Annotated in this window: 10 protein-coding genes; 6 read left to right on the top strand and 4 right to left on the bottom strand. The window is 71.6% G+C overall.

Annotated features, from left to right (window positions below; genetic code table 11):
- Positions 1 to 188: 188 nt before the first annotated feature.
- Entirely contained in the window at positions 189 to 3,326 is a 3,138-nt protein-coding gene (gene ileS, locus ACZ3HQ_RS23470) for an isoleucine--tRNA ligase (protein WP_467513771.1), read from the bottom strand.
- 549 nt (positions 3,327 to 3,875) lie between these two features.
- Between ileS and ACZ3HQ_RS23465 the strand changes: the two genes are divergently transcribed.
- The 5 genes from ACZ3HQ_RS23465 to ACZ3HQ_RS23445 all read left to right on the top strand — a co-directional run bounded on the left by ACZ3HQ_RS23465 (position 3,876) and on the right by ACZ3HQ_RS23445 (position 8,740).
- The gene (locus ACZ3HQ_RS23465) at positions 3,876 to 4,907 is read left to right on the top strand and encodes a TraR/DksA family transcriptional regulator (protein ID WP_467513769.1); all 1,032 of its coding nucleotides are present in this window, start codon (positions 3,876 to 3,878) and stop codon (positions 4,905 to 4,907) included.
- A 79-nt stretch (positions 4,908 to 4,986) separates the two neighbouring features.
- Positions 4,987 to 5,574: a signal peptidase II gene (lspA, locus tag ACZ3HQ_RS23460; protein WP_467513767.1), complete on the top strand. Its 588-nt coding sequence runs from the start codon at positions 4,987 to 4,989 to the stop codon at positions 5,572 to 5,574.
- A 66-nt stretch (positions 5,575 to 5,640) separates the two neighbouring features.
- Positions 5,641 to 6,585, top strand: a complete 945-nt coding sequence (locus ACZ3HQ_RS23455) for an RluA family pseudouridine synthase (protein ID WP_467513765.1) — start codon at positions 5,641 to 5,643, stop codon at positions 6,583 to 6,585.
- Complete coding sequence (locus ACZ3HQ_RS23450; protein ID WP_467513763.1) at positions 6,582 to 7,058, top strand: GNAT family N-acetyltransferase; 477 nt, start codon at positions 6,582 to 6,584, stop codon at positions 7,056 to 7,058. Before ACZ3HQ_RS23455 ends, ACZ3HQ_RS23450 begins: the two co-directional genes overlap by 4 nt.
- A 95-nt stretch (positions 7,059 to 7,153) precedes the next feature.
- Positions 7,154 to 8,740, top strand: a complete 1,587-nt coding sequence (locus tag ACZ3HQ_RS23445; RefSeq protein WP_467513761.1) for a Na+/H+ antiporter — start codon at positions 7,154 to 7,156, stop codon at positions 8,738 to 8,740.
- A gap of 15 nt (positions 8,741 to 8,755) precedes the next feature.
- Here the strand turns inward: ACZ3HQ_RS23445 and ACZ3HQ_RS23440 are convergent, their stop codons facing one another.
- Complete coding sequence (locus ACZ3HQ_RS23440) at positions 8,756 to 9,862, bottom strand: mechanosensitive ion channel family protein (protein ID WP_467513759.1); 1,107 nt, start codon at positions 9,860 to 9,862, stop codon at positions 8,756 to 8,758.
- Positions 9,863 to 9,976: 114 nt separating this feature from the next.
- Here ACZ3HQ_RS23440 and ACZ3HQ_RS23435 point away from each other — a divergent pair, with 114 nt between their 5' ends.
- Positions 9,977 to 10,546, top strand: coding sequence for a dienelactone hydrolase family protein (locus tag ACZ3HQ_RS23435; RefSeq protein ID WP_467513757.1), 570 nt, complete (start codon positions 9,977 to 9,979; stop codon positions 10,544 to 10,546).
- Between the two features lie 18 nt (positions 10,547 to 10,564).
- Here ACZ3HQ_RS23435 and ACZ3HQ_RS23430 read toward each other — a convergent pair whose 3' ends face one another.
- Positions 10,565 to 11,563, bottom strand: a complete 999-nt coding sequence (locus tag ACZ3HQ_RS23430; RefSeq protein WP_467513755.1) for a zinc metalloprotease — start codon at positions 11,561 to 11,563, stop codon at positions 10,565 to 10,567.
- A 182-nt stretch (positions 11,564 to 11,745) separates the two neighbouring features.
- Positions 11,746 to 13,416 (bottom strand): alkaline phosphatase D family protein, encoded by a 1,671-nt coding sequence (locus ACZ3HQ_RS23425; RefSeq protein WP_467513753.1) that lies wholly within the window; start codon positions 13,414 to 13,416, stop codon positions 11,746 to 11,748.
- Between the last annotated feature and the right edge of the window lie 89 nt (positions 13,417 to 13,505).

The raw sequence follows: 13,505 nt of genomic DNA, 5'->3' as shown, positions 1-13,505 counted from the left end.
GCCCCCGGACTTGAGGTCCGGGGGCCGCCCTGTTTTACGCGTGTTGAGCAGGGTTGCCGACACAGCCGACGGACGGGTGCCCACCTCAAGGGGCGCGGGGAACCGCCCGACCAGCCACAACGCTCCGCAGCCTCGAAACGACAACGGCGGCCCCCTTACGGGGAGCCGCCGTTGCCATGCGCCGAGCGTTACACCTTGCGCAGACGGAACGTCAGGGACAGCCCCTCGTCCGCGAACACATCGCCATAGCTCTCGTCCCCCTCGCCCTGGGCGAAGTCCGTGGAGAGAACCTCCTCCGAGATGATCCCGGAGTGCCCGGACAGGGCGGCGACCACCGCGGGGTCGGCGGCCGACCACCGCAGCGCGATCCGGTCCGCCACGTCGAGCCCGCTGTTCTTACGGGCCTCCTGGATCAGCCGGATCGCATCCCGCGCGAGCCCCGCCTGCCGCAGCTCCTCGGTGATCTCCAGATCCAGCGCCACCGTCGCGCCGGAGTCGGAAGCCACCGACCACCCCTCACGCGGCGTCTCCGTGATGATCACCTCGTCCGGGGCGAGAGCAACCGTCTCCCCGTCGACCTCGACGGAGGCCGTACCCTCGCGGAGCGCGAGCGACAGCGCGGCGGCGTCGGCGGCGGCGACCGCCTTGGCCACGTCCTGCACCCGCTTGCCGAACCGCTTGCCCAGGGCGCGGAAGTTGGCCTTGGCGGTGGTGTCCACCAGCGAGCCGCCCACCTCGGACAGCGAGGCCAGGGACTCGACGTTCAGCTCCTCGGTGATCTGCGCGCGCAGCTCCGGACCGAGGGTGTCGAAGCCGGCCGCGCCGACCAGCGCACGGGACAGCGGCTGACGGGTCTTCACGCCCGACTCGGCACGCGTGGCGCGGCCCAGCTCCACCAGCCGCCGGACCAGCACCATCCGCTTCGACAGCTCCGGGTCGATCGCCGAGAGGTCGGCCTCCGGCCAGGTGGAGAGGTGGACGGACTCCGGGGCGTCCGGGGTGACGGGCACGATCAGGTCCTGCCAGACCCGCTCGGCGATGAACGGGGTGATCGGCGCCATGAGCTGGGTGACCGTCTCGACCACCTCGTGCAGCGTGCGCAGCGCGGCCTTGTCGCCCTGCCAGAAGCGGCGGCGCGAGCGGCGCACGTACCAGTTGGACAGGTCGTCCACGAACGCGGAGAGCAGCTTGCCGGCGCGCTGGGTGTCGTACGCCTCCAGCGCCTTGGTCACCTGGTCGGTGAGGGCGTTCAGTTCGGACAGCAGCCAGCGGTCCAGCAGCGGGCGGTCGGCCGGGGCCGGGTCCGCCGCACTCGGGGCCCAGCCGGAGGTGCGGGCGTACAGCGCCTGGAAGGCGACGGTGTTCCAGTACGTGAGGAGCGTCTTGCGGACGACCTCCTGGATGGTGCCGTGGCCGACCCGGCGGGCCGCCCAGGGGGAGCCGCCGGCCGCCATGAACCAGCGCACCGCGTCGGCGCCGTGCTGGTCCATCAGCGGGATGGGCTCCAGGGTGTTGCCCAGGTGCTTGGACATCTTGCGGCCGTCCTCGGCGAGGATGTGGCCGAGGCACACGACGTTCTCGTAGGAGGACTCGTCGAACACCAGGGTGCCGATCGCCATCAGGGTGTAGAACCAGCCGCGGGTCTGGTCGATGGCCTCGGAGATGAACTGCGCCGGGTACCGGCTCTCGAACAGCTCCTTGTTCTTGTGCGGGTAGCCCCACTGCGCGAACGGCATCGAACCCGAGTCGTACCAGGCGTCGATGACCTCGGGCACGCGGGTGGCGGTGTCGCCGCACTCGGGGCAGGGGAAGGTCACCGCGTCGATGTACGGGCGGTGCGGGTCCAGGCCCGACTGGTCGGTGCCGGTCAGCTCGCTCAGCTCGGCGCGGGAGCCGACGACCGTGAGGTGGTCGTTGTCGCAGGTCCACACGGGCAGCGGGGTGCCCCAGTAGCGGTTGCGGGAGAGCGCCCAGTCGATGTTGTTGCTCAGCCAGTCGCCGAAGCGGCCGTGCTTGACCGTCTCCGGGAACCAGTTGGTGCCCTCGTTCTCCGCGAGCATCCGGTCCTTGACGGCGGTGGTGCGGATGTACCAGGACGGCTGGGCGTAGTACAGCAGCGCGGTGTGGCAGCGCCAGCAGTGCGGGTAGCTGTGCTCGTAGGGCAGGTGGCGGAAGAGCAGGCCGCGCTCGCGCAGGTCCTCGGTGAGCTGCTCGTCGGCCTTCTTGAAGAAGACGCCGCCGACAAGGGGGACCTCCTCCTCGAAGGTGCCGTCGGGGCGGACCGGGTTGATCACCGGCAGGCCGTAGGCGCGGCAGACCTTGAGGTCGTCCTCACCGAAGGCGGGGGACTGGTGGACCAGACCGGTGCCGTCCTCGGTGGTGACGTACTCGGCATTGACCACGAAGTGCGCGGGCGCGGGAAACTCGACCAGCTCGAAGGGGCGCTGGTAGGTCCAGCGCTCCATCTCGGCGCCGGTGAAGGACTGGCCGGTGGGCTCCCAGCCCTCGCCGAGCGCCTTCTCCAGCAGCGGCTCGGCGACGACGACCTTCTCCGTGCCGTCCGTGGCGACGACGTAGGTGACCTCGGGGTGGGCGGCGACGGCCGTGTTGGACACCAGGGTCCACGGGGTCGTCGTCCACACCAGCAGGGACGCCTCGCCGGCCAGCGGGCCGGAGGTGAGGGGGAAGCGGACGTAGACCGAGGGGTCGACGACCGTCTCGTAGCCCTGGGCCAGCTCGTGGTCGGAGAGGCCGGTGCCGCAGCGGGGGCACCAGGGGGCGACGCGGTGGTCCTGGACCAGCAGGCCCTTGTCGAAGATCTGCTTCAGCGACCACCAGACCGAGTCGATGTACTCGGGGTCCATCGTGCGGTACGGGTCCTCGAGGTCCGTCCAGTACCCCATGCGGGTCGTCAGCTCGGCGAAGGCGTCCGTGTGCCGGGTCACCGACTCGCGGCACTTGGCGTTGAACTCGGCGATGCCGTACGCCTCGATGTCCTTCTTGCCGGAGAAGCCCAGCTCCTTCTCCACGGCCAGCTCGACCGGCAGGCCGTGGCAGTCCCAGCCCGCCTTGCGGCCGACGTGGTAGCCGCGCATGGTGCGGAAGCGGGGGAAGACGTCCTTGAAGACGCGGGCCTCGATGTGGTGGGCGCCCGGCATGCCGTTCGCGGTCGGCGGCCCCTCGTAGAACACCCACTCGGGGCGGCCCTCGGACTGCTCCAGGGTCTTGGCGAAGATCTTCTGGTCGCGCCAGAAGTCGAGCACGGCGTGCTCAAGCGCGGGCAGGTCGACCTGGGCGGGCACCTGGCGGTACGTCGGCGCTGTCATCTGCGAGCATCCTCCAACGGAACTTGCTGCCTTCCGTCGGAGGGACGAGAGCGTTCTTCCTGTTCACGCCGTGTGCGGCGCGCTCCCGCGGTACCACCCTCCTTGGCCCGCCACCGGGGTTTGTCCGGCGGTGAGCCCCCTCATTGGGGTCGCGAAGCCGGTTCTACTCGCCCCGAGGGGCTTTCCTCCGGCGGCTCCGGGGTGATCTTCACATCGCGCTCGCCACCGGGCTTCCACCGACCCCGGCTCGCTCTGGGCTGCGTTACGACGCTACTCGTCCCCATCCACGCTTCTCGCTCCGCCCAGTGTACGGCGCCGTGCGGACAGCGGCCGACCGCTTTTCCGGCCCGGTGGTGTGACCCGATCGGCGGCGGGGCGGGAGTGACGGGTTACGGGCCGGGGAGCTGGGCACAACGGATGCAGGTCTGCTGCGCGGGGGGTGCGGGGCGGGCGAATCGGGCGGCGTGCCCCGTTGCCGCGGGCCCCAAGTCGATTTATCGTCCCAGCACGATTCGCCTGCAATCTCACATATGTGAAGGGGTCCCGGCCATGGTGGCGAAGAAGACCTCCGGCGGTTCGGCAGGAAGGGGGAGCAGGCGGCCAGGAAAGACGGACAAGGCTGCCGACGCGGGCGCCACCGGGAAGAGGGCCGCAGGTGAGAAGGGCGCGTCCGCCGAGAAGACGACCACGGACAGGAAGACGGCCGGTGAGAAGACGGGCGGCGAGACGGTGACCCCCAGGAAGACGGCCGCCAAGGCCACCGCCGCCGAGGCGGCGACCCCGCAGGGCACGACGGCCGGGAGCGGGAGAACGGCGGCCAAGAAGACGACGGCGAAGAAATCGGCCGCCAAGAAGACCGCCACCCGGAGCGCTGCCAAGACCCCCCCCAAGAGTGCTGCCAAGGCCACCGCCAAGACCGCCACCAAGACGACTGCCACGAAGACGCCCGCCAAGAAGCGCGCCGCCAAGGAAACGGCGGGCAAGAAGGCGGTCGCCAAGAAGAGCGCCACCAGGAAGACCGCGGCCGTGAAGGCGCCCGCGAAGAAGGCGGTCGCCGAACAGGCGGCCGGGAAGAGCACGGCCGAGAAGACGGGAGCCACGAGGGTGGTTGCGAAGAAGACTCCTGGCACGGCCACGGCGGAGGGGAGCGCGCTTCCGGGCGCGCGTCTGACCGCCGCGGAACCCGGTGACCTGGCCGTACGTCCCGGTGAGGACCCCTGGACCCCGGAGGAGGTCGCCGAGGCGCGCGCGGAACTGGCCGCCGAGGCGGACCGGCTCGGCATCGAGATCTCCTCCTCGGAGGCGTCCCTGGTCGGCATGATGCGCGACTCGGCGGACGGCGCCGGTGACGACGAGGCCGACACCGGCAGCAAGAACATCACCCGCGAGCACGAGCTGGCCCTGGCCGCCAACGCGCGCGAGATGCTCAGCCAGACCGAGCGCGCCCTGGAACGGCTCGACGCGGGCACCTACGGCCTGTGCGAGAACTGCGGCAACCCCATCGGCAAGGCCCGCATGCAGGCGTTCCCGCGGGCCACCCTGTGCGTGGAGTGCAAGCAGAAGCAGGAACGCCGCTCCTGACCTCCGGGTCCGCTCTCCGCCCCCGCCGGGGGTGTGCCGTACTCTCTCCTCAGTCAGGCACCTAGGTTGAGGGACTCACGTGGCAGAGGCGGAGCGCATCATCGGTACGCCGGACACTCCGGAAGGCAGTACTCCGCAGGCCGGCGGAGAGCGGGCGCCGGCCCCCGCGCCCCGGACCGGGCGCGGCCGGCGGATCGCCGTGCTCTTCGCGGTGGCCGCGTTCGCCTACGCCCTCGACCTCGGCAGCAAGCTGCTGGTGGTGGCGAAGCTGGAGCACCACGCCCCGGTCCAGTTGATCGGCGACCTCCTGGAGCTGCACGCCATCCGCAACCCCGGCGCCGCCTTCGGCTTCGGCGCGGCCTTCACGATCATCTTCACGGTGATCGCCGTCGCCGTGATCGTGGTGATCGTCCGGCTCTCCCGCAAGCTCTACAGCTTCCCCTGGGCCGTCGCGCTCGGCCTGCTGCTCGGCGGCGCCCTCGGCAACCTCACCGACCGGATCTTCCGCGCCCCCGGCGTCCTCCAGGGTGAGGTCGTCGACTTCATCGCGCCCCGCGGCTTCGCCGTGTTCAACCTGGCGGACTCCGCGATCGTGTGCGGCGGCATCCTGATCGTGCTGCTGTCCTTCCGCGGTCTGGACCCGGACGGCACCGTCCACAAGGACTGACGGGCCCCGCACCGGTTTTCCACAGGCTCGTTCGGTGCCTTCCGGCCCGTCCGTCATACTCGACGGGTGAGCACGTTTCCCGAGATCCGAACCCTGCCCGTGCCCGACGGCCTGGAGGGCGAGCGCGTCGACGCCGCCATCTCCCGGATGTTCGGCTTCTCCCGCACGAAGGCGGCCGAGCTGGCCGCGGCCGGCAAGGTCCAGGTCGACGGCGCCGTGGTCGGCAAGTCCGAGCGCGTGCACGGCGGCGCCTGGCTGGAGGTGGAGATGCCCCAGGCACCCGCCCCGGTGCAGATCGTCGCCGAGCCGGTCGAGGGCATGGAGATCGTCTACGACGACGACGACGTGGTCGTCATCGTCAAGCCCGTCGGCGTGGCCGCGCACCCGTCGCCCGGCTGGACCGGCACCACCGTCATCGGCGGTCTCGCCGCCGCCGGGTACCGGATCTCCACCTCCGGCGCCGCCGAGCGCCAGGGCATCGTGCACCGGCTGGACGTGGGCACCTCCGGCCTGATGGTGGTCGCCAAGTCCGAGCGGGCGTACACCTCGCTCAAGCGCCAGTTCAAGGAGCGCACGGTGGACAAGCGCTACCACACCCTGGTCCAGGGCCACCCGGACCCCACGAGCGGCACGATCGACGCCCCCATCGGCCGCCACCCCCAGCACGACTACAAGTGGGCCGTCACCGCCGAGGGCAAGCCCTCGGTCACGCACTACGACCTCATCGAGGCGTTCCGCGCCGCCTCCCTGCTGGACGTGAAGCTGGAGACGGGCCGCACCCACCAGATCCGCGTCCACATGGCCGCGCACCGCCACCCCTGTGTCGGCGACCTGACCTACGGAGCCGACCCCACCCTCGCCAAGCGGCTCAAGCTGGAGCGCCAGTGGCTGCACGCGGTCCGGCTCGGCTTCGAGCACCCGGCGGACGGCCAGTGGGTCGAGTTCGAGAGCGACTACCCCGAGGACCTCAGCCTCGCCCTCGACCGGGTCCGTGAGGAGACGTACGCGTGAGCACCCCGTTCACCGTCCGGGTCGCCGGGGACCCCGCCGACCGCGAGGCGTGCTTCGCGGTCCGCAAGGAGGTCTTCGTCGGCGAGCAGGGCGTGCCCGAGGACATCGAGTACGACGCGTACGACGCCACCGCGCTGCACGTACTGGCCGTCGGTGAGGACGGCATACCGCTCGGTACCGGCCGGCTGCTGCACGGCGCGGCGGCCGCGGGCAGGACGGGCGGGGACGCCTCGGTGGGCTCGCTGGGCCGGCTCGCGGTGACCCGGCGGGCGCGCGGTCTCGGCGTCGGCGCCGCCCTGGTGCGGGCCATCGAGGACGCGGCCCGCGGCCTCGGCCTCACCGCCGTCGACCTGCACGCCCAGACCCGGGCCCTCGGGTTCTACGAGCGCCTCGGCTACACCGCGTACGGCCCCGAGTTCCAGGACGCCGGGATCGCGCACCGGGCGATGCGCCGCCCGCTTCCGCCCGCGTAGGACTGCCGTACGAGGGCGGGCCGTTGACCGGGCTTTTCCGGCCGGCGTGGCAGGCTGGAGGCTCGCGGTGATCGTTTACCTCCGGAGCGCGCTACGTGGATCAGTTGGCCCTGTTGTTCGTGATCCTGCTGGCCGCCCTGGTGAGCGTGCCGGTGGGCGAGTACCTGAACCTCCCCGCGCCGGTGCTGATGACGGTGTTCGGCGGGGTGCTGGCCGTGCTGCCCTTCGTGCCCAACGTCGACATCCCGCCCGACCTGATCCTGCCCGCGCTGCTCCCCCCGCTGCTCTACGCGGCCGTACGGCGCACCTCCTGGCGGCAGTTCACGGCGAACATCCGGCCGATCTTCCTGCTGGCCGTCGCCCTGGTCTTCGTCACCACGATCTGCGTGGCCGCGGTCGCGCACGCCATAGTGCCGGGTCTGCCGGTCGCCGCCGCCGTCGCGCTGGGCGCGCTGATCGCCCCGCCTGACCCGGTCGCCGCGACCGCCGTCGCCGGCCAACTGGGCCTGCCGCGCCGCCTGGTGTCCATCCTGGAGGGCGAGGGGCTGTTCAACGACGTCACCGCGATCGTGCTCTACCACGTGGCCATCGCCGCCGCGATCAGCGGTGAGTTCTCGCCCTGGGAGGCCGGTCTCGACCTGGTGCTCTCCGCGGTCGTCGCCGTCGCCATCGGCCTGGCGCTCGGCTGGGGCGCCAACAAGCTGATGTCCCTGCTGGGCGACGCCACCCTCCAGATCGGCCTCACCCTGCTGGTGCCGTACGCCTCCTACGTGCTCGCCGAGGAGCTGCACGGCTCGGGCGTGCTCGCGGTGCTCACCACCGCGCTGTTCCTCTCCGAGTACGCCACCGACGCCGACGACGTGATGACCCGGCTGGCCGGGCACACCTTCTGGGACATCATCGACACCCTCGTCACCGGCGTCGCCTTCGGGCTGATCGGCCTCGAACTGCACAACGCAGTCCGCACCGCCTCCGGCCGCTGGGGCGAGCTGCTGGGCTGGGCGGCGGCGGTCGCGGCCGTGGTGATCCTGGTCCGCCTCCTCTGGCTGCTGCCGGCGACCTGGCTGACCAAACGGCTGCACGCCCGGCGGGACATCGACGAGGAGATCCCGGTCGGCTGGCGCGAGACCGTGGTGATGTGGTGGTCCGGGATGCGCGGGGTGGCTTCGGTCGCCCTGGCCCTCGCCATCCCGCTCACCACCGAGGACGGCGGGCCCTTCCCGGACCGGGACATCATCGTCTTCATCGCCTTCGGGGTGATCATCGCCACCCTCGTGCTCCAGGGGCTCACCCTGCCCTCGCTGGTGCGCAGGCTCGGGGTGCGGGCCGACGCCGGGCGGGAGAAGGACTTCGAGAAGGAACTCGCCGTCCGCGCGACCAAGGCGGCCCGGCGCAAGCTGCGGGAGATCGAGCAGGTCGAGGACCTCCCCGAGGAGCTGTCCGAGCAGATGCTGCGGCGCGCCTTCGACATCGGCATCCGCATCAGCCCCGACATGGGCGAGGAGGAGCGCCGGGAGGCCCACCAGAAGCGGGCCCGGCGCCTGAAGCGGGTGCGGCAGATCCAGTCCGAGATGATGAGCGCCGCCCGCCACGAGGTGCTCGCCGCGCGCAGCGAGCCGGGGGCGGACCCGGAGATCGTGGACCGGGTGCTGCGCCACCTCGACGTACGCAGCCTGCGCTGAGCCGCCCCCGGCTCCCTAGACCCGGCCGGTGCGCGGGAAGTCGTACGCCTTGCGCAGGGTGGACCGGTCCGGGGACGGGATCTGGTACGGCGCCTTGACCGCGTCGGAGGTGTTGACGCGGGGGAGCGCGTACGGGTGCTCGGCGGACAGCCAGGCGATGATCTGCTCGCGGACCGTGACCCGGACCGTCCAGATGTCGTCCGCGTCCTTGGCGGTCACCAGGGCGCGCACCTCGATGGTGTTCGGGGTGGTGTCGGTCACCACCAGGCCGTAGGCGCGGCCGTCCCAGGCGGCGCAGTGGCGCAGGATGTCGCGGAGCTTCTCCCGCATCGCCTCCACCGGCGCGCTGTGGTCGAGGTACCAGAAGACGGTGCCGGTCATCTGCGGGGTGCCGCGCGACCAGTTCTCGAACGGGCGCGAGGTGAAGTAGGAGACCGGCATGGTGATCCGGCGCTCGTCCCAGGTGCGTACCGTCAGAAAGGTCAGGGTGATCTCCTCGACGGTGCCCCACTCGCCGTCCACGACCACGGTGTCGCCGATGCGCACCATGTCGCCGAAGGCGATCTGGAGCCCGGCGAACAGGTTGGCCAGCGTCGACTGGGCCGCGACACCGGCCACGATGCCGAGGATGCCGGCCGAGGCCAGCAGCGAGGCACCGGCCGCGCGCATCTCCGGGAACGTCAGCAGCATCGCCGCCACCGCGACCACCCCGACCGTCGCCGACACCACCCGCATGATCAGCGTGACCTGGGTGCGCACCCGGCGCACCCGCGCCGCGTCCCGGTGCATGCGGGCGTACCGGCTGTACGAGGTCTCCACGACGGCGCCCGCGATGCCGATGACCAGCCAGGCGGCCGACCCGATCAGCACCAGGGTCAGGGTCCGCCCGATGCCGACCCCGTGGCCGCGCAGCCACGGCACCTGGGCGTAGGACCCTCTGAGCAGGGCGGCGAGCAGGACGAGCTGGTAGGGGATGCGGCAACGGCGCAGCAGGTCCCACAGCGGGGTCTCGCCGTGCCGTTCGTCGGCCTTGCGCAGCAGCAGATCGGTGGCCCAGCCGAGCAGCACGGTGAGCGCTACGGCACCGCCGATCACGGCCAGGGGCCGGATGACGTTCTCCATGAGGGGGAACGTAACCGCGTGGCGGCGGCATGAACCTGTGTGTTCGGTCTCGCGCTGGGTAGACGGGCCGCGCCGGAACCGCCCCGACCTGGTGCGGCTGGCACCATGGGGGGCATGAACATCATGCTCTTTCACTCGGCCTACGGGCTCACCCCCGCGGTGCGCGACGCGGCGGAACGGCTGCGCGCGGCCGGTCACGAGGTGTGGACGCCGGACCTCTTCGAGGGCCGCACCTTCGACTCGGTCGAGGAAGGCATGGAGTACCAGCAGTCCGTCGGCAAGGAGGAGCTGCTCAAGCGGGCCGTGCTCGCCGTCGCCCCCTACTCCGAGCGCGGGCTCGTCTACTCGGGGTTCTCGCTCGGCGCCTCCATCGCGCAGACCCTGGCGCTCGGCGACGACAAGGCGCGCGGGCTGCTGCTCCTCCAGGGCACCTCGGACATCGCGCCGAACGCCTTCGTGGACGAGCTGCCGGTGCAGTTGCACGTGGCCGAGCCGGACCCGTTCGAGACGGACGACTGGCTGAGCGCCTGGTACCTCCAGATGGGCCGCACCGGCGCGGACGTGGAGGTCTACCGCTACCCCGGCGCCGGCCACCTCTACATGGACCGCGACCTGCCCGACTACGACGCCGAGGCCGCCGAGGCCACCTGGCGGGTGGCACTCGGCTTCCTCGACTCGCTGTGACCCGTCGGCCGTGTCCGGTCAGGCCGCCGCGCGGTACGCCGCCCAGCTCTGCTGCATGCGCGCCACCTGACCCGCGGTGAACTGGTACATGCAGGAGTCGTACGTGTAGTCCATGAAGTTGTGGATCGGGTCGGCGCCGGCCGAGCGGGCGCAGGTGTCCCGGCCCTCGGGGCACTGGAACGCGGCGCTCTTCTCGGCCGGGGTGTCGGAGACGTAGTCACCGTTGCCGTTGCAGCCGCCCTGGAAGGTGTGGTAGAGCCCGAGCCAGTGGCCGACCTCGTGAGTCGCGGTGTCACCCTGGTCGTAGTTGGCGGCCGAGCCGCCCGGCAGGGACGCGTCGAGGACGACGACGCCGTCCATGGAGGGGCTGGACGCGTAGGAGCTGGGGAAGGTGGCCCAGCCCAGCAGGCCGCCGCCGAGGTTGGCGGTGTACACGTTGAGCGCGTTCGCGCCGCCCTTGCGCAGGGCGGACTTCATCGCCTTCTCCTCCGGTGAGCCGGAGGAGAGGTTGTACCAGGCCGCGTTGTCCGTGTAGTCCGTGCCGGCCAGGGTGAACTGGAAGCCGGAGTCGGTGTTGCCGGTGCCCTGGCCGGCGTAGGCCGCGTTCAGCACGTTCATCTGCGCGCTGATGTCGGTCGAGCTGAGCTGGCCGGCCGCGCCGTCGTGGATGACGTGGAAGTACACCGGGACGGTGGCCGACGCGGCGGCGGCCAGACTGCGGCTGCCCGAGGAGGGAAGCTTGCCGAGCTTCTCGCGCAGGTCGGCGTTGATCGCCTCGGCCCTGGCGGTGCTGATCTCGTTCGGCTCGGTGACGCCCGTGTCGCCGTGCGCGGGGCGGGCCTTGCGGGCCGCGGACTGGCCGGTCTCCCCGGCGCACTTGGCGGCGGGAGCGTGGGCGGGCGCGGCGACGACCTGCGTCGGCGCCGACAGGGGAGAGAGCAACAGCGTTCCGGCCGCGAGGGCCGTGCCGACAAGGCGTCTGGACGTGAGGCGGGGTATCCGGACGAGCGCGCGCATGCGGACTCCAAGGTGATGCGTCGGGGAGGGCGTGTGGGGGTCTTCCCAGTCGCCGCCCGGAGATTACGTGGACATGACCAACCGATCAAGCCATCAAGCACCCAATAAAAGTGGCCAGTTGACCGAAGACGGGGCGGGTGGTGTGTGCCGAACGCACACACCACCCGCCCCGTCACGAGGAACTACACCGGGTCGTACGACCGCTCCACCCTCTGCGTGCCGCTGCGGGTGCGGTACGAACGCGCCCACGCCGACGTGGCGGCCGGGTCCCTGCGGTCGGAGATCACGTAGTAGTCCATCTGCGCCCGCTCGGCGGTGATGTCGAGCACGCCGTAGCCGTGGCGGTCGGTGTCGACCCAGCGGACGTGCCGGTTGGCGGCCTGGATGACCGGCGCGGCGACGGCGGAGACCGTGCCCTCGGGGACCTTCACGATGTCGTCGAGGTTGTCCGAGGTGACCGAGGTGACCACGAACTCGGTGGCCGCGGACGCCGACAGCGGGTAGGTGCCCGCGTCGTAGGGCACGTCGTTGGCCCACGCCATGTGGATGTCACCGGTGAGGAAGACGGTGTTGCCGATGGCGTTGGCCTTGAGGTGGGCCAGCAGTTCGCGCCGGTCGTCGGTGTAGCCGTCCCACTGGTCGGTGTTGACGGCGATGCCCTCCTCCGGCAGCCCGAGCAGCTTCGCCAGCGGGCGGAGCAGATCGGCGGAGAGCGCGCCCACCGCGAACGGCGAGATCATCACCGAGTTGCCGACCAGTCGCCACTTGGTGTCCGACGCCCTCAAACCGGCCTTGAGCCAGTCCAGTTGGGCCCGCCCGGTGAGCGTGCGGTCCGGGTCGTCCACCGAGCCCGAGGCGGTGGCCGCCTGCTGGGAGCGGTACGAACGCAGGTCCAGCAGGGACAGGTCGGCCAGCTTGCCGAAGCGCAGCCTGCGATAGGTGGTGCCCGCGACGGCCGGGCGAACCGGCATCCACTCGAAGTACGCCTGCTTCGCGGCCGCCTGACGGGCCGCCCACGCCCCCTCGGCGCCTTCGGTGTGGTTGGTGGCGCCGCCCGACCAGGCGTTGTCCGCGAACTCGTGGTCGTCCCAGATGGCGACGACCGGGGCGGCCAGGTGCAGCGCCTGGAGGTCGGGGTCGGTCTTGTAAGTGGCGTGCCGTATCCGGTAGTCGGCCAGGGTGAGGATCTCGTGCGCGGGGGAGTGCGGGCGCACGACGGTACCGCGGGTGCCGTACTCGCCGTTGCCGTACTCGTAGATGTAGTCGCCCAGGTGCAGCCAGGCGTCCAGGTCGCCGCGGGCCGCGAGGTGGCGGTAGGGGCTGAAGTGGCCCGCCTCCCAGTTGGCGCAGGAGACCACGCCGAAGCGGAGCCCCGGCACGGCGGCGTCGGCGGCGGGTGCGGTGCGGGTGCGGGCCACGGGGGACTCGGCGCCGCCGCTGGTGAAGCGGAACCAGTAGTCGGTGCCCGGCTGAAGGCCCCGGATGTCGGCCTTCACGGTGTGGTCGGTGGCCGCCGTGGCGGTGGTGGAGCCGGTGGCGACGACGTCGGTGAACGCCTTGTCGCGGGCGACGGCCCAGCCGACCTCGGTGTCCGGGCCGACCCCGGAGCCGGGCAGCGCCTCGGGCACGGGGGTCACCCGGGTCCAGAGCAGGACGCCGTCGGGCAGCGGGTCGCCGGAGGCGACGCCGTGCCGGAAGACGGGGGCCTGGGTGGCGGCGCGGGCGGGCAGCGCGGCGGCGAGCGGCCCGGCCAGGACGGCGCCGGCCGCCGCGGCCTTGACGACCGTACGGCGGCTGGGGGCAAGGGAGTTGCGGGCCGTTATGGCCTCGACGGATCTGTGGGGACTGGTCACGGCCGATCAGGTTACTGATCGGTATGCATGAAGGGCGGGCGAACCCCGAAAGTTCGCCCGCCCTTCATGCGGTGCGCCTCGGCGCGAAG

Source organism: Streptomyces sp. NPDC018263 (assembly GCF_055562575.1).
This window is presented reverse-complemented; position numbering and strand designations above follow the sequence as displayed.

What these genes read in the sequence shown, in the direction of transcription:
- ACZ3HQ_RS23440 (WP_467513759.1), bottom strand. Translation starts at nt 9,862, where the DNA reads ATGGAGAACGTCATCCGGCCCCTGGCCGTGATCGGCGGTGCCGTAGCG.
- ACZ3HQ_RS23465 (WP_467513769.1), top strand. Translation starts at nt 3,876, where the DNA reads ATGGTGGCGAAGAAGACCTCCGGCGGTTCGGCAGGAAGGGGGAGCAGG.
- ACZ3HQ_RS23430 (WP_467513755.1), bottom strand. Translation starts at nt 11,563, where the DNA reads ATGCGCGCGCTCGTCCGGATACCCCGCCTCACGTCCAGACGCCTTGTC.
- ileS (WP_467513771.1), bottom strand. Translation starts at nt 3,326, where the DNA reads ATGACAGCGCCGACGTACCGCCAGGTGCCCGCCCAGGTCGACCTGCCC.
- ACZ3HQ_RS23435 (WP_467513757.1), top strand. Translation starts at nt 9,977, where the DNA reads ATGAACATCATGCTCTTTCACTCGGCCTACGGGCTCACCCCCGCGGTG.